Genomic DNA, 15,472 nt, shown 5'->3' on the forward strand with positions numbered 1-15,472 from the left:
TCAACACTCCCTTTATGGCAAAAAAGAAAATATACATCTTTCCAAACTTTGCTTCTAGAGGTAATTTATACGTTGATCCGGTACTCGAATCCTCACGTACGTTTGTGTACGCTGCGGTTCGAGGTGAAGTGTCTCCTTTAAATTCCTCTCTATAAGCTGGTTTGGAAAGATATCTAATAAAAGATAAAGCCCATAAAAAAGAAAGTATGATTTATATTACTACTCCAAATCAAGCTTTAGCAAAATTACAAACAAAAGTGCAAGATTATATATATACTACAGGAGAAAAAATTTCTCTGGTAGATGAATTAATTAAGTTAAGAAGAGCAAATAGATAGTGTTTTCGGTTTATTTAAAATTTGATAAAATTATCTAAATATAGTATAGTATAGAACTTTTTATAATATTTAAAATTTTATGAGTAAGAAGCTTTATATTAAGACCTATGGCTGTCAGATGAATGTTTATGACTCCGTTAAGATGCAGGATTTGCTTTATCCTTTTGGTTATGAACCTACGGAAAATATTGAAGAAGCTGATGTTATTATCCTAAATACCTGTCATATCAGAGAGAAAGCAGCCGAGAAAACTTATTCTGAACTCGGTCGTATTAAGAAACTACAAGATACTAGAAAAAAACAAGGTTTAAATTCTGCAATAATAGTTGTAGCCGGTTGTGTTGCTCAGGCGGAAGGTGAAGAGATTTTCTCAAGAACTCCTTATGTCGATATTGTTGTCGGTCCGCAATCTTATTATAACCTACCAGAATTAATCTCAAAAGTCGTTAGACATGAAAAACATTTAATCGATCTTGATTTTGTTGAAGAAGTGAAATTTGATAATTTACCGGAACAATTATATCCGCAAGGTGCTAGTAGTTTTATATCGGTGCAAGAAGGATGCGATAAATTTTGTACTTTCTGTGTGGTGCCTTATACAAGAGGAGCTGAATTTTCAAGGAACGTAGAACAGGTTTACAGAGAAGCATTAAAAGTAGTTAGCAGCGGTGCTAAAGAAATTATGCTGCTTGGGCAAAATGTTAATGCTTATCACGGTAAAGGACCTGATGATAAGATATTTACTCTAGCCGATTTACTCAAACATCTAGCACAAATCCTAAATTTAGAGAGATTGCGTTATATGACATCACACCCGATAGATATGACTGATGATCTAATAAAACTGCACGGCACTGAACCTAAATTAATGCCGTTTTTACATCTTCCGGTGCAATCAGGTTCAAATAAAATATTAAAAGCCATGAACCGTAAGCATGATCGGGATTATTATTTTGATATAATTAATCGCTTAAGAGAAGCAAGGCCCGATATAGTTTTATCCTCTGATTTTATTATCGGTTTTCCCGGTGAAACGGATGAAGATTTTGAAGATACTTTAGATTTGGTCCGCAGAGTAAAATACGGTCAGTGCTATTCGTTTAAATATAGCCCTCGTCCCGGTACTCCGGGAGCGACTAGAACGGATCAAGTTCCGGAACACATAAAATCAGAGAGATTAACTATATTGCAAAAAGAACTAATGGCTCAGCAACTAGCTCTTAATGAAACTTGTGTCGGTAGTACTATGAAAGTTCTATTTGATCGTAGTGGTAAATTCGATGATCAAATAATAGGTAAAACTCCATACATGCAGTCTGTATATATCCAAAACCCTAATAAATCTTTACTTGGTAAAGTCATTGATGTAAAAATTACTAAAGCTGTAATGAATAGCTTAAGTGGCGAGATAGTTTAATTATGTAATTTACATATTACAAAATAAATGTTATAAATAATAGCTTATGTATGTTATTATTTACAACATGATAAAAAGACATATAACATCGTTTGTAAAGCAATCTTTAAAAGATTTTTCTGCAGTTCTTGTTATTGGAGCGAGACAAGTTGGTAAGTCTACAGTAGTAAAACAATTATATGACGAAGGAATTTTTAAATCATATATTACTTTAGACGATATTTCGCAATTAGAAGCAGTAACTAATGATCCTCACGGATTTATAAAAAATGCAAGTTATCCTCTTGCTATTGATGAGATTCAAAGAGTCCCGGATCTTTTAAAAGCTATAAAAAAGTCAATTGATGAAGATAAGAGACCGGGGCGTTTCCTTTTAACCGGATCGGCTAATATTTTTTCTTATCCGGGAGTATCTGAAAGTTTAGCAGGGCGTGTTGACATAATACATCTTGAAGGGTTAAGTTTAGGAGAAATTTTAAATCAAAATAACCCTTCTTCTTTTATATTAGATATTTTTTCAGGAGCAACTATTCCTGAATTAAAAGACAAATGGACTAAAGAGTTAGAATATAAACCAAAAATAAATAACCAATCTTTAAATGAATATATTTTCTATGGCGGATTTCCGGAAGTTATATTAAAAAAGCAAGAAAGATTTCGTGAACGTTGGTTTTCTTCTTATCAATCAGCCTATATTGAACGAGATGTACGAAATATAAATAAGTTTTTAGATGTTGTTTCCTTTGCTAAACTTTTTCGCTTGATTGGTTTACAAAGCGGTAATTTATTAAATCAAAAAAATTTAAGCATTGAAATAGGATTAGATCAAAGAACAATATCAAGATATTTAGAGATTTTAGAAACAACTTTTCAAGTAAATCAATTAACGCCTTGGTTTAGTAACACACGTAAAAGATTAATAAAAACCTCTAAAATTTATATGAATGATTCAGGTTATGTATCGTATTTAAACGGCATAACAACTCCTAACTTATTGTTAAATAGCCCTTACTATGGAACAATATTTGAAACATGGTTATGGGCGGAACTTAGAAAAATATTAACCTTAACTACGGGTATAGAGCAAGCATTTTATCGTACGCATTTAGGAAAAGAAGTTGATTTTTTTTTATATAAAGGTGATGTATTTTGTGGCATAGAGTGTAAAGCCACAGAAACTATTCAGAGCCGGCATTTTACGGGTCTTAAAGATTTATCGGAAGCATTAGCCCCACGAATTATGCGTGGCATTATACTTTATAACGGCGATGAAATAATCAGTTTTTCTGATAAATTTCTTGCACTGCCTATAAAGTGTATAATTTAAATGCTCTTTATGTCATTCCCGCATGGCGTTGTTGCGTGGATCAATTTCACCTCTGTCATCCCGTGGTCAAGCCACGGGGTGACGCAGTAGGTTTTACCGGTCCACGCAACAACGTCTTCCCGCTTACGCAGGAATGACATCGGTATCCATGTGGGCAATACCTATATTCTATTATAATGTAAAAAAATATTATCTATTAAATGTATAAATCTCTATTTTTTTGTTTAAAAATTTTTACCGTACTTATTTTATTAGGTTGCGGGATTACTGCTTATATAATATATCACTATTTACGTGATTTGCCTGATTACTCGCAGCTTGCACGTTATTATCCCCCATCGGTAACGCGTATTTATTCCCGTGACGGTAAATTAATGGAGGAGTATGCTTTTGAACGTCGTGTATTTGTACCGATTAATAGTGTACCGAGTTCATTAATAGAAAGTTTTATTGCAGCTGAGGATAAGAATTTCTATAACCATCCGGGCGTCGATTTACTTGGAATAGTTAGAGCGGCATTTTTAAATATATCTAATTATTTACATCATAGGCGTATGGAAGGAGCGTCTACAATTACTCAGCAAGTGGTTAAAAATTTTCTGCTAACTAACGAAGTTTCTCTTGAACGTAAGATTAAAGAAGTGATTCTTTCTTATATGATTTCAAGAGTATTTACTAAGGATCAAATCTTAGAATTATATCTTAATCAAACATTTTTTGGTCGTGGTGCTTACGGTGTTGCGGTAGCTGCACAAAATTATTTTAATAAATCCGTAGAGGAACTTACTATTGCAGAATCAGCTTTTATTGCGGCACTGCCTAAAGCCCCTTCCGAACTTAATCCAGAGAGAAACTACGCTAGAGTAAAAGCTCGTCGTGATTATGTAATAGCACGTATGTTTGAAGATGGTTATATAACAAAAGATGCTGCGAAAGAAGCTATGGATAGCCCGATAGTTTTATGTAAACGAGCTAAAGAAGAAACTGTTACGGCAGATTATTATGCTGCACAGGTTATAGAAGAAGTAATTAGGATGTTAAATAGTAAGGAAGAATTTTATACCGGAGGTCTTACTATTATCACTTCTTTAGATGCAAAGATGCAGCAATTAGCTGAAAATTCTCTAAGAAAAGGTCTGAGAGAGTTTGATAGAAGGCGTGGTTTTAGAAAGCCTATAGCTAATATTCCTCTTGATAATTGGCAAGAGGAGCTAAAAAAACTACCGACTCCTCCATCACTTTTAGAGTATAAATTAGCTGTAGTTCTGGATGTGAACGATAATCATGCAGAGATTGGACTTATAGACGGTAGTAAATCTAAGATGCCTATTGCTGAAATGAAATGGGCAAGAAGTAATCTTAAATCAGTTAAGACCTTGCTTAAAAAAGGTGATGTGATAGTGGTTGAGCCTATAAAAGACGGCTATGCTCTTCGTCAAATTCCTGAGGTAAACGGTGCTATTATGGTTATGAACCCAAATACCGGACAGGTACTTGCAAGCGTCGGCGGTTATGATTTTTCCACAAGTAAATTTGATAGAGTAACTCAAGCACTTCGTCAACCGGGTTCTTTGAGTAAAACCTTTGTTTATTTAGCAGCTCTTGAAAACGGTATTAAGCCGAATCAGATTTTTAACGATGGGCCTATTGAGATTTCGCAAGGTCCGGGGATGCCTAGCTGGCGTCCTAAAAATTATGAGGGTAAGTTTTTAGGTGAAATTACTATGCGTACCGGTCTTGAAAAATCTCGTAATCTTATAACTGTAAGAGTTGCAACTGCCGTAGGACTTACAAAAATCGTTGATATAATTAAGCGATTCGGTATTAATAATGAACCAAAAAAAGTTTACTCTATGGTACTTGGTTCAATTGAAACCACACTTAGCAGAATGACTAATGCCTATGCAATTATTGCTAACGGCGGTAAAAAAGTTGAACCTCATTTCGTAGAATTAATTAAAGACCGTAACGGTAAAATTATTTATAGGCGAGATAATAGAGAATGTCTTTCTTGTAATGTTTCGGATAGCAATTTAGATATCGCAATATTAGAAATACCGAAAGAAGATATTTATAGAGTTACGGATGAAGCTAGCGATTATCAAATTACTTCGTTTTTAACCGGAGCAATAGATAGAGGTACCGGCTATGCTGCGAAGAAGTTAGGGAAAATTATCGGTGGAAAAACCGGTACTAGTAACGATAGTAAAGATACATGGTTTGTAGGTTTTACACCCAAAATAGTAGTAGGTAGTTATGTTGGTTATGATACACCGAAAGAGCTTGGAAAAAGAGCAACAGGTTCAAACGTAGTATTGCCGATTTTTATTGATTTTATGAGTAATGCTTATAAGGATGAGCCATCGCTGCCTTTCAAAGTTCCAGATTCAATTAAGCTAATCGCCGTAGATAGAGCAACCGGTAAAATTACACCAAGTGGTACGGTTATGGAGGCGTTTAAAGTCAATAATGTTCAGATGCTTGAGAATGAAGATATGATCGATAATCGTGATAATAATGATATTTTTGATTATGTGTCGAGCAAAGAAGATCAGTCTCAAGAGATTTATTAAACTGTATACTTGTTTAAGCCTATGTCATTCTCGCGGAAGCGGAAATGACATAGGCCACGTAACAATACCTCCTCGCAAGGCGTTGTTGTGTGGACCGGTAAAACCCACTGTGTCACCCCGTGGCTTGACCACGGGGTCCATAAAAACAATTAAAAATACTAAAATTATTAGTATTTTTAATTGGATCCCGTGGTCAAGCCACGGGATGACAGAGGTAAAATTGATCCATGCGGGCAATGCCTCGCGGGAATGATAGCGTATATAAGAAAGCTAACTACTTATTTATTCAGAATTTTAACCTATGAAAAAAATTATTTTATATCTAACTGCACTAATATCACTTACTAAACCTTTTATAACTAAAGCTGATTGTTTTTTAGTTAAAGAAAATGACAAGATTATAAAACAAGAAGGTAATTGTGAGTCTCGTTATGCTCCATGTTCAACATTTAAAATTGTCTTAAGCTTGATGGGTTATGATGATGGGTTTTTAATTGATGAAACTCACCCGAAGTTACCTTTTAAAGAAGGATATGACGATTATCTTGAAGTTTGGAAGCAGCCGCATATGCCTAAAGACTGGATAAAAAACAGCTGTCTTTGGTATTCACGTCTTATTACTAAAGAATTAGGTTATGAAAAATTCTGTGATTATATAACAAAATTTGATTACGGTAACCAAGATATTTCCGGTGATAAAGGCAAGAATAACGGCTTAACCAATGCATGGCTTTCTAGCTCTTTAGAAATTTCTCCTGAAGAACAATTAGCTTTTCTTCAAAAACTTGTTGCAAATCAATTACCTGTAAGCCTTAAAGCTCAGGAAATGACAAAAAATATTATGTTTATTGAAGATTTTGCAGATTGGTGGAAGCTCTACGGCAAAACAGGTAGTGGCAACCGCCAGATAGAACCGTAAAACTACAAGATCGTCAAATAGAGTGGTTTGTAGGTTGGTTACAAAAAAATGATAGAACAGTTTTCTTTGTACATTTCATTGAAGATACTAAACCTTATGATTCTTATGCAGGGCGACGTTCTAAAGAACCAGTGAAAGAAAAGCTAAAAGAATTGATAAATAAAGAATTGAAATAAATTTCAATTTTTATTTTCGAGGAACAACCAACAGTGAATTTGCTATTGGTTGTTGATTAAAAAGCAAGAATCTAAGTTATCTATACAGGAGTACCTTCGTCATCATAGGAGACTCCGGTCATATCTACCGTAGTATGATCGTTATGCTCTTCAGTATCGTTAGCAGCAAGTTTATTTTCAGCAGCTCTTTCAGCTTCAATTTTATCAATATATTGTTTTAATTTAGCTTTTTTTGCGTTTTTATTTCTAACATACCAAGTTAATCCTGCAACTATTGCTACACCTATAACGGCAATTCCAGCTATACCAATTTTTATATACGGAGCAACTAAGGAAGTATCGTTATCACTCTCATCAAACATATTTTCTTGATGGTTATAAGTTGAATTGAAAGCAGTATTAGTAAGGTTTGCTACGGTGTTATTAATTGTATTATTTGCTATTTCTTTCCAGCTTTCAGTATTATTGGGAGAGGTTAATATATCATGTATTGTATCATATAGATTTTGTAATGTATTTTCTTTAAACACCTCAAATATTTCACACCTATTATAATTTAGAGTCAGATAGTCTTCCATAGTATTATTCCTTGCTATATCAAGTATATACTCGGTAGTAGGATGCGGAATTTTAGCCATTGTAAGATTTGAATAAACCCTATAAAAATCTTCTTTACATGCTTCAATTGTAGAATTATCAAATAGAAAAGAGAAATTTTCGTATTTTGTTAATATATAATCATTTATATCATTTCCGCTAATAGTTGACGTAATAATAGCTTGAGTATCACTTAATGCTTCTTTTATCGTAAAATTTCCTTGAAATATCAAATCTGCAGAATTTTTATTTAATAAAGTGATTCCTAAATGCCTAGCACTTAGATCATTGTTCACTTTTATCACATATTTTTCAATAGTTTCGGTTATAAGATACTTTAGTGAGCCTAGGTTTAATATAGTATATTTTTTATCTCCCATTGTTGTTGGTCCATCGAAGCGTGCTTTGATAGTTGTTAGTAAGTGTAATAGATAGTAATTCATTTTGCTATTCCTTTGGATTTTTAAAATTGAAAGGCATGGTAAGCGGTACTTAGTTTGATAGTCAAGAAATTATTAATAAAAATTAATAATTAATATATAATCATTGTAATTAGATGAAAAATATGAAAATTATGTAAAATTCAATATCTCTTGAAGTATCTAAAGAAATGTTATAAAGTCAAAAAGTTCATAAAAATTTGAGGATATTATGCAAGTAGTAAAAGCTTTAGAACAAATTTTAGCAGATAGCTATGCGTTATATTTTAAAACACAGAATTATCACTGGAATGTAGAAGGAGCAGAGTTTAGAAGTCTACATTTATTATTTGAAGGACAATATGAAGATTTAGCTGAAAGCTTAGATGAACTTGCTGAAAGAGTGAGAAGTTTAGGTGCTAAAGTCCCCGCATTATCAAATTTAATAAAGCTTGCATCTATAGATGAGGCAAATCCAAACATAACAGCAAACGAAATGCTTAAAAGTCTAACAAAAGATCAAGATATTATTAGAGATACATTATATAAGGGACTCAAAGTAGCACAAGCAGAGGGCGATGAGGGGACGGCCGATATGATTATTGGACGGATTAAGGTGCATGAAAAAAACAGATGGATGCTGAAGAGTAGTATACTCTAGTGTCATTCCCGCGTAGGCGGGAATCCAGGGTAAAGCGAGATAAATCGAGCTTTTCAAAAAATCTTTAAAGTACTGGATTCCTGCTTCCGCAGGAATGACATAGACCTAAATATAACAAAACCAATAAAACAAAAATAAAATGGAACAATACGATGTAGCCGTTATAGGCGGTGGTCCTGGTGGATATGTTGCAGCAATTAGAGCAGCACAATTAAAGAAAAAAGTTGTATTAATAGAAAAAGAACATTTAGGAGGAGTGTGCCTTAATTGGGGATGTATACCGACTAAATCCCTGCTTAAATCTGCTGAGGTTTTTGAATATATAAAACATGCTAAAGATTATGGAATTGATTCTAAAGGTGCTGAAATCAACATTAAGAAAATAGTCGAACGCTCAAGAGAGATTTCAAATAAACTTGCAGGCGGTGTTAAGTTACTACTGAAAAAAAACAAAGTTACCGTAATAGACGGAGTAGCAAGCCTTGCAGGGAATAAGATAATAAATATAAATGATAAACCTATAGTAAAAGCAGATAATATTATTATAGCTACCGGAGCAAGATCTAGGGTTTTAAAAGGCTTTGAGCCTGACGGCAAGCAAATATGGACTTCAAAAGAAGCTATGATACCGCAGCATGTACCGAAATCTATGATTATTGTCGGCTCAGGTGCAATAGGTATAGAATTCGCTTCATTTTATAATAGTATTGGTGTGGATGTTACCGTAATTGAGGCACATAATAGAATATTATCTGCTGAAGATATGGAAATTGCCGGAATCGCTTATAAGAGCTTTGAGAAGAAAGGCATAAAAATTATTACAAATGCTAAATTAATTAAGCAAACAAAATCAAAAGATAAGATAGAAGTTGAGCTAGAGTTATCGGGTAAAACACAAAAATTACAAGCTGAAATCTTACTTATGGCAGTAGGTATTACGGCGAATACAGAAAATTTAGGACTTGAAAAGACCAAAATTAAAGTAGAAAACGGCTATATAGTTACTAACGGATTAATGCAAACTGTGGAATCAGGAATTTATGCTATAGGCGATGTAGCAGGAGTGCCTTGTTTGGCTCATAAAGCAAGCCATGAAGGTATTATTGCAGCAGAAAGCATAGCGGGCTTAAAACCCCATGCTATCAATAAGCATAATATACCGGGTTGCACTTATTCTTCACCGCAAATAGCAAGCGTCGGACTTACGGAAGAAGCAGCGAAAGCTTTAGGTTATGAATTAAAAATCGGTAGGTTTCCTTTTATGGCTAACGGTAAGGCTTTAGTAAGCGGTGATAGCGACGGCTTAATTAAAACTATATTTGATGCTAAAACCGGTGAGTTACTCGGAGCTCATATGATAGGTTCAGAAGTAACAGAATTAATACAAGGATATGTGGTTTCAAAAAATTTAGAAGGAACGGAGTTGGATTTAATTAATACTATCTTCCCGCATCCGACTTTATCGGAAATGATGCACGAGTCGGTGTTAGCTGCATTTGATAGGGCAATACATGTATGAACAAAGATAATTTAATCGAGAATTATGCAGTGGCGTTATTTAATAATGCTATGGTTGATAATATACAAGATAAAATCTTTGAAGAAATTACCGCTATAAATCGTATAATTACCGATAATTTTGATATTAGAGAATTCCTATTTTCTCCTATAGTAAATAAGGATGATAAAATTAATGTGGTTAATTCGTTAGTAAAAAATACTAAATTTAACAAAATAGTGAATAATTTTTTATTGTTATTGGTAAAAAATTCTCGTACTGCTATTTTATCTAATATAGTAGATGCTTATAATACTTTACTATATGAAAGTAAAAACATAAAGATAGTTCAGGTTATTTCTGCAAATAAGTTACAACCTAAAGAGCAAGAGTGGATTAAATCTCGTATAGAAAAAGAATTAAATCAAAAAACAGAAATATTATTTGATATAGATAGTACTATTATTAGCGGTATTGTAATTAAATATGATAGTATGCTGCAAGATTACTCAATTAAAGGTAGTTTAGAGAAAATAACGAAAGCTTTAAAGAAAGTTAGGGTTGCTGCTTGAGTACTATTGTCATCCCGCGGCTTGACCACGGGATCCATAAGCAATCTAAAGCTATATATTATTTTATCATTTTTAACTGGATCCCGTGGAGGAGCTATAGTATCAGACATTTTTCGTTTTATGTCATTCCCTCGTAGGCGGGAATCCAGTAAAGTAAAGCTTTTTTTAAAAGCTTTACTTTAAAAAAACTATGTAATAAAAAATCTTTAAAATTAAAGATTTTTTAATATGGATTCCCGCTTTCGCGGGGATGACATCGAGATTTTTAAAAAAAATGTCCGGTACTATAGGACAAGCCACGAGATGACAACGTGCATATTAGTAGGAGACGTAAACCACATGAAACTAAAGCCTATTGAAGTAGCTGAAATATTACAAAAGGAAATAGCTAATATTAATTGCTTGAGTGAACTTGAAGAAGTTGGGCAGGTAATCTCGGTCGGTGACGGTATAGCTAAAATTTATGGTCTTGCTAATGTAAAATCCGGTGAAGTAGTAGAGTTTAAATCCGGTGTTAAGGGTCTTGTTTTAAATCTAGAAAATGATAGCGTAGGTGCTGTAATTATGGGCGATGATAACCAAGTACAGCAAGGCGATAATGTCAAAAGAACTAAAGAAGTTTTAGAAGTACCAATAGGAAAAGCTTTGCTTGGTCGTGTTGTTGATGCTCTTGGTAACCCTATTGACGGCAAAGGCGATATTGCAAGTAAAGAGTACAGACATATCGAGATGAAGGCTCCGGGAATAATAGAAAGAACGAGCGTAAGCGAACCTATACAAACCGGAATAAAGGCTATAGATTCGTTAATTCCGATAGGTAGAGGGCAAAGAGAGTTAATAATCGGTGATAGACAAACCGGAAAAACGGCGATAGCGGTTGATACTATTATTAATCAAAAACAAGCTCATTCACTTACTAATGAAAGCGATAAAATTTATTGTATTTATGTAGCTATTGGGCAGAAAAGATCAAGTGTTGCACAAATAGTAAAAAAACTAGAAGATGCTGGAGCAATGGACTATACAATCGTTGTTTCGGCTACTGCTTCGGAAGCTGCAGCTCTTCAATTCATTGCCCCTTATTCTGCCTGTAGTATGGGCGAATATTTTCGTGATAACGGTATGCATGCACTTATTATTTATGATGATTTAAGTAAGCATGCCGTCGCATATAGACAAATCTCATTATTACTTAGAAGACCTCCCGGGCGAGAAGCATATCCCGGTGACGTGTTCTACCTGCATTCAAGATTGCTTGAGCGAGCTGCTAAAATGTCAGAGAAAAAAGGCAATGGTTCACTTACTGCTCTTCCTATAATCGAGACGCAGGCAGGTGATGTATCTGCTTATATCCCAACAAATGTTATTTCAATTACCGACGGTCAAATTTTCTTAGAAAGTGAGTTATTTTATAAAGGCATAAGGCCTGCCGTTAATGTCGGTATTTCAGTAAGCCGTGTTGGTTCTGCAGCACAAATAAAGGCTATGAAGCAGGTGGCAGGTTCGGTAAAGCTAGAACTTGCTCAATTTAGAGAGCTGGAGTCTTTCTCGCAATTTGGATCAGATCTAGACCCTGCCACTAAAGCACAAATCGATCACGGTAAAAGATTAGTTGAGATATTAAAACAAGCTCAATATCATCCTTTTCCGGTAGAAGAACAAATAGTAAGTATTTATGTCGGAACTAAGAAATATTTAAATGATGTACCGCTTCAGAAAGTAAAAGAATTTGAAGATAAAATGCTTACGGAGATAAGGTTAAATAAAAAAGATATTTTGGAATCAATAAAAAACGAGCAACGTATAACCGAAGAAACCGAGCAGAAACTAAAAGCATTTTTAGAAAATTTCGTTAAGGAATTTGTGAAAGCAGGTTAATTAGTGTTATGTTATTACCGTACTCTATGTCATTCCCGCGTAGGCGGGAATCCAGTTTAAAGCAAGATAAATCGAGCTTTTAATTTTAAAAATTTAGTATGTTTGTACTTTTTAATTACTGGATTCCCGCCTACGCGGGAATGACATAGGTTTATAAAGAAATAAAACTATATGTCAAATTTAAAGCAATTAAGAACTAGAATTAAAAGCGTTAAATCTACACAAAAGATTACTAAAGCAATGCAACTAGTATCAGCTTCTAAAATGGCAAAAATAAAAAGTCAAATAGCCAATTCAAATTTTTATATTGAGGCTATTAGTAAAATGATGTCCGATATATTATCAATTGATATGTATGAGCTATCTATAGAAGAGCAGAAATTTTTTAATACTATACCGAATAAAGCAAATTTATTGATAGTTATGACATCACAGCGTGGTTTATGCGGAACGTTTAATTACAGTATAATTAAGCAAGTTAAGAATGATATTAAAGAGTTAGAAAATAAAGGCGAACAAATAAAGCTTATCATTATAGGAAAAAAAGGTTATGAAGCACTAAAAAGGCAATATGCAAATTATATTGATAGTTATTTTGAGTTACCCAAAATTCATGATGAAAATCTGATGCTGCAAGTAAAACAAAAAATTATGTCGCTAGTCGCAAATCTAGAAGTTAGTAATTGTGTTATATATTTTAATAAATTTAAGAACGCAATGACTCAAATTATGACTAGACAACAGGTTTTACCGATAGAAAAATATCATGATGATTCTAAAATAGAGAATGACCATTATGAGTATGAGGGAGAAAATCTAATTTCTAATCTAATTAATTTATATGTGAATTCCCAAATAAATTATGCTTTACTACAAAGTAGAGCAAGTGAAGAGGGAGCTAGAATGACCGCTATGGAAAATGCAACAAATAATGCTAATGATTTAATAAGTAAATTAGTTTTAAAGTTGAATAGATCAAGACAGGCTATTATTACTACGGAGTTGATAGAGATTATAGCCGGCTCTGAGGCGGTGTAGATATAAGACTGTGTCATCCCGTGGCTTGACCACGGGATCCATAAAAAACAAAAAAGACTAGATCCCGTGGTCAAGCCACGGGATGACAAAACAAAAGAAAAAATTATGACAAAAAATATCGGTAAAATTACTCAGATTATTTCAGCGGTGGTGGATGTAAAATTTACGAATAACGGTGAGTTACCGGAAATTTTAAATGCTCTAGAGTGCTATAACGATAAACAAAGGATAGTGCTGGAAGTAGCACAACATATAGGCGATGATACGGTGCGTTGTATTGCTATGGATTCTACTGAAGGATTAGTGCGGGGTGTAGAAGTAATAGATACAGGCAGTCCTATTCGTATTCCTGTAGGTACTGAGACGCTTGGGCGTATTATGAATGTTGTAGGTGAGCCGATTGACGGTAAAGGAGACATTAAAAGCTCAAATATTTCTTCTATATATAAGTCTGCTCCTGATTTTACCAATCAGTCAACCGAGCGTAATATATTAGTAACCGGTATTAAAGTTGTTGATTTACTTGCTCCTTATACTAAAGGCGGTAAGATAGGATTATTCGGTGGTGCAGGGGTAGGTAAAACCGTGTTAATTATGGAGCTTATTAATAATGTAGCTAAGGCACATGGCGGTTATACGGTATTTGCAGGAGTCGGTGAGAGAACTAGAGAGGGTAATGATCTTTACCATGAAATGATTGACTCCGGTGTGATTGACCTTGAGAAACCGGAAAATTCAAAAGTAGCTCTTGTTTATGGACAAATGAACGAGCCGCCGGGAGCAAGGGCAAGAGTTGCGTTAAGTGGTCTGACCATTGCGGAAAGTTTTAGAGATATGAATGAGGGGCAAGATGTTTTATTCTTTGTAGATAATATTTTCCGTTTTACTCAAGCAGGTTCTGAAGTATCAGCGTTGCTTGGTAGAATTCCGTCAGCGGTAGGGTATCAGCCTACTCTTGCTACTGATATGGGAGAGCTACAGGAGCGTATCACCTCTACTAAGAACGGCTCAATAACTTCCGTGCAGGCTATATATGTACCGGCAGATGATTTAACCGATCCTGCTCCTGCTACTTCTTTTGCACATTTAGATGCTACAACAGTACTTAGCCGTCAGATAGCCGAGCTTGGAATTTATCCGGCAGTTGACCCGTTAGATAGTAATTCTCAGGTACTTGACCCGATGATTGTCGGTGAAGAGCATTATAGCGTAGCAAGACAAGTGCAGCAGATTTTACAAACTTATAAATCGTTGCAGGATATCATCGCTATTTTAGGTATGGATGAGCTATCCGAAGAAGATAAACTAACCGTGTCGCGTGCTAGAAAAATACAGCGTTTCTTATCACAGCCTTTCCATGTCGCTGAAGTATTTACCGGAGCTGAAGGCAAATTTGTTAATTTAGCTGATACTATAGTAGGCTTTAAAGGGCTTGTAGAGGGTAAATACGATGATTTACCAGAAGCTGCTTTTTATATGGTTGGAACTATGGACGAGGCTATAGAGAAAGCGAAAACTCTGAAGATGTAGTCATTGTCATCCCGTGGTCAAGCCACGGGGTGACATTAAGGATAAACCAAAATATGAACGAAACAACTCTAGTCAAAATAATTACTCCTTTAAGTATTGCATTTGAAAAGCAAGCTAAAATGGTAACAATGCCGGGTGAGGAGGGTATGTTTGGAGTGCTGCCGAATCACGCTCCGATGATTGTTAGTTTAAAAGCCGGTTTAGTACAGGTTTATATAGATGATATACACAACCCACAAATTACTTATCTTGTTTCCGGCGGTGTAACCGAAGTAACGGGAAGTTATGTTAACATAGCAATGGAAACGGCTATTAACGTTACGAATTTAAGTGAAGTGGAGATAGCAACTAAGCTTCTAGAACTTCAAAAACCTTTATCAGAACAACATTAATTTGTTTTAAAAATCTACGTTTTGGGATAAGGTTATTTTAATGTCATTGCGAGGAGGCAAACCCACTGTCATCCCGTGGTCAAGCCACGGGATGACAGTGGGTTTGCCTCCTCGCAATGACGATGTTCATTCCACAT

The 15,472-nt window shown here is 34.6% G+C and carries 16 protein-coding genes and 1 pseudogene; 14 read left to right on the top strand and 3 right to left on the bottom strand.

Annotation, left to right across the window (positions count from 1 at the left end):
* Positions 1-208: palindromic element RPE1 domain-containing protein (locus SB78_RS08400; protein ID WP_146625052.1), on the bottom strand; the 208-nt coding region annotated here is incomplete at its 3' end.
* Here SB78_RS08400 and SB78_RS10275 point away from each other — a divergent pair.
* From SB78_RS10275 to SB78_RS05660, 3 genes are all read left to right on the top strand, one after another.
* Positions 162-338: a hypothetical protein gene (locus SB78_RS10275; protein ID WP_199402811.1), complete on the top strand. Its 177-nt coding sequence runs from the start codon at positions 162-164 to the stop codon at positions 336-338. The two genes, SB78_RS08400 and SB78_RS10275, sit on opposite strands and share 47 nt — an antisense overlap.
* 79 nt (positions 339-417) lie before the next feature.
* A complete protein-coding gene (gene miaB / locus SB78_RS05655; protein ID WP_041079253.1) occupies positions 418-1,755 on the top strand; it encodes a tRNA (N6-isopentenyl adenosine(37)-C2)-methylthiotransferase MiaB in 1,338 nt (445 codons plus the stop codon).
* Positions 1,756-1,822: 67 nt separating this feature from the next.
* Complete coding sequence (locus SB78_RS05660; protein WP_041079255.1) at positions 1,823-3,082, top strand: ATP-binding protein; 1,260 nt, start codon at positions 1,823-1,825, stop codon at positions 3,080-3,082.
* Here the strand turns inward: SB78_RS05660 and SB78_RS10280 are convergent.
* On the bottom strand, positions 3,079-3,222 hold the full coding sequence (locus tag SB78_RS10280; RefSeq protein ID WP_199402813.1) for a hypothetical protein: 144 nt from the start codon (positions 3,220-3,222) through the stop codon (positions 3,079-3,081). The genes SB78_RS05660 and SB78_RS10280 overlap by 4 nt on opposite strands.
* A 60-nt stretch (positions 3,223-3,282) precedes the next feature.
* Here SB78_RS10280 and SB78_RS05665 point away from each other — a divergent pair, with 60 nt between their 5' ends.
* The 3 genes and pseudogenes from SB78_RS05665 to SB78_RS05670 all read left to right on the top strand — a co-directional run bounded on the left by SB78_RS05665 (position 3,283) and on the right by SB78_RS05670 (position 6,750).
* Entirely contained in the window at positions 3,283-5,655 is a 2,373-nt protein-coding gene (locus SB78_RS05665; RefSeq protein ID WP_041079256.1) for a penicillin-binding protein 1A, read from the top strand.
* Between the two features lie 85 nt (positions 5,656-5,740).
* The gene (locus SB78_RS08405; RefSeq protein ID WP_081420991.1) at positions 5,741-5,908 is read left to right on the top strand and encodes a proline/betaine transporter; all 168 of its coding nucleotides are present in this window, start codon (positions 5,741-5,743) and stop codon (positions 5,906-5,908) included.
* 216 nt (positions 5,909-6,124) lie between these two features.
* Positions 6,125-6,750 (top strand): annotated as a pseudogene (locus SB78_RS05670) (penicillin-binding transpeptidase domain-containing protein).
* 80 nt (positions 6,751-6,830) lie between these two features.
* On the opposite strand, the gene SB78_RS11170 reads toward SB78_RS05670, so the two are convergent.
* Positions 6,831-7,790, bottom strand: a complete 960-nt coding sequence (locus SB78_RS11170; protein WP_241773788.1) for a hypothetical protein — start codon at positions 7,788-7,790, stop codon at positions 6,831-6,833.
* A 208-nt stretch (positions 7,791-7,998) separates the two neighbouring features.
* Between SB78_RS11170 and SB78_RS05680 the strand changes: the two genes are divergently transcribed.
* The 8 genes from SB78_RS05680 (at position 7,999) to SB78_RS05710 (ending at position 15,335) form a co-directional block, all read left to right on the top strand.
* A complete protein-coding gene (locus SB78_RS05680; protein ID WP_041079258.1) occupies positions 7,999-8,427 on the top strand; it encodes a Dps family protein in 429 nt (142 codons plus the stop codon).
* Between the two features lie 139 nt (positions 8,428-8,566).
* Positions 8,567-9,946, top strand: coding sequence for a dihydrolipoyl dehydrogenase (lpdA, locus tag SB78_RS05685; RefSeq protein ID WP_041079260.1), 1,380 nt, complete (start codon positions 8,567-8,569; stop codon positions 9,944-9,946).
* Positions 9,943-10,497: an ATP synthase F1 subunit delta gene (gene atpH / locus SB78_RS05690; RefSeq protein WP_041079262.1), complete on the top strand. Its 555-nt coding sequence runs from the start codon at positions 9,943-9,945 to the stop codon at positions 10,495-10,497. The genes lpdA and atpH overlap by 4 nt, the downstream gene beginning before the upstream one ends.
* Before the next feature lie 6 nt (positions 10,498-10,503).
* Positions 10,504-10,680 carry a hypothetical protein gene (locus tag SB78_RS11175; protein WP_241773789.1) on the top strand — a complete coding sequence of 59 codons (177 nt, stop codon included), beginning with the start codon at positions 10,504-10,506 and terminating at the stop codon, positions 10,678-10,680.
* A 156-nt stretch (positions 10,681-10,836) separates the two neighbouring features.
* Positions 10,837-12,375: a F0F1 ATP synthase subunit alpha gene (gene atpA, locus SB78_RS05695; RefSeq protein ID WP_041079264.1), complete on the top strand. Its 1,539-nt coding sequence runs from the start codon at positions 10,837-10,839 to the stop codon at positions 12,373-12,375.
* A gap of 171 nt (positions 12,376-12,546) precedes the next feature.
* Positions 12,547-13,413 (top strand): ATP synthase F1 subunit gamma, encoded by an 867-nt coding sequence (gene atpG / locus SB78_RS05700; RefSeq protein ID WP_041079266.1) that lies wholly within the window; start codon positions 12,547-12,549, stop codon positions 13,411-13,413.
* Between the two features lie 105 nt (positions 13,414-13,518).
* The gene (gene atpD, locus SB78_RS05705; RefSeq protein ID WP_041079268.1) at positions 13,519-14,943 is read left to right on the top strand and encodes a F0F1 ATP synthase subunit beta; all 1,425 of its coding nucleotides are present in this window, start codon (positions 13,519-13,521) and stop codon (positions 14,941-14,943) included.
* Positions 14,944-14,996: 53 nt separating this feature from the next.
* On the top strand, positions 14,997-15,335 hold the full coding sequence (locus tag SB78_RS05710) for a F0F1 ATP synthase subunit epsilon (protein WP_041079271.1): 339 nt from the start codon (positions 14,997-14,999) through the stop codon (positions 15,333-15,335).
* Positions 15,336-15,472: the final 137 nt, after the last annotated feature.

This window comes from Rickettsia asembonensis (assembly GCF_000828125.2).
Taxonomy (GTDB): domain Bacteria; phylum Pseudomonadota; class Alphaproteobacteria; order Rickettsiales; family Rickettsiaceae; genus Rickettsia; species Rickettsia asembonensis.

What these genes read in the sequence shown, in the direction of transcription:
- miaB (WP_041079253.1), top strand. Translation starts at nt 418, where the DNA reads ATGAGTAAGAAGCTTTATATTAAGACCTATGGCTGTCAGATGAATGTT.
- SB78_RS05660 (WP_041079255.1), top strand. Translation starts at nt 1,823, where the DNA reads ATGATAAAAAGACATATAACATCGTTTGTAAAGCAATCTTTAAAAGAT.
- SB78_RS10280 (WP_199402813.1), bottom strand. Translation starts at nt 3,222, where the DNA reads ATGTCATTCCTGCGTAAGCGGGAAGACGTTGTTGCGTGGACCGGTAAA.
- SB78_RS05665 (WP_041079256.1), top strand. Translation starts at nt 3,283, where the DNA reads ATGTATAAATCTCTATTTTTTTGTTTAAAAATTTTTACCGTACTTATT.
- SB78_RS11170 (WP_241773788.1), bottom strand. Translation starts at nt 7,790, where the DNA reads ATGAATTACTATCTATTACACTTACTAACAACTATCAAAGCACGCTTC.
- SB78_RS05680 (WP_041079258.1), top strand. Translation starts at nt 7,999, where the DNA reads ATGCAAGTAGTAAAAGCTTTAGAACAAATTTTAGCAGATAGCTATGCG.
- lpdA (WP_041079260.1), top strand. Translation starts at nt 8,567, where the DNA reads ATGGAACAATACGATGTAGCCGTTATAGGCGGTGGTCCTGGTGGATAT.
- atpH (WP_041079262.1), top strand. Translation starts at nt 9,943, where the DNA reads ATGAACAAAGATAATTTAATCGAGAATTATGCAGTGGCGTTATTTAAT.
- atpA (WP_041079264.1), top strand. Translation starts at nt 10,837, where the DNA reads ATGAAACTAAAGCCTATTGAAGTAGCTGAAATATTACAAAAGGAAATA.
- atpG (WP_041079266.1), top strand. Translation starts at nt 12,547, where the DNA reads ATGTCAAATTTAAAGCAATTAAGAACTAGAATTAAAAGCGTTAAATCT.
- atpD (WP_041079268.1), top strand. Translation starts at nt 13,519, where the DNA reads ATGACAAAAAATATCGGTAAAATTACTCAGATTATTTCAGCGGTGGTG.
- SB78_RS05710 (WP_041079271.1), top strand. Translation starts at nt 14,997, where the DNA reads ATGAACGAAACAACTCTAGTCAAAATAATTACTCCTTTAAGTATTGCA.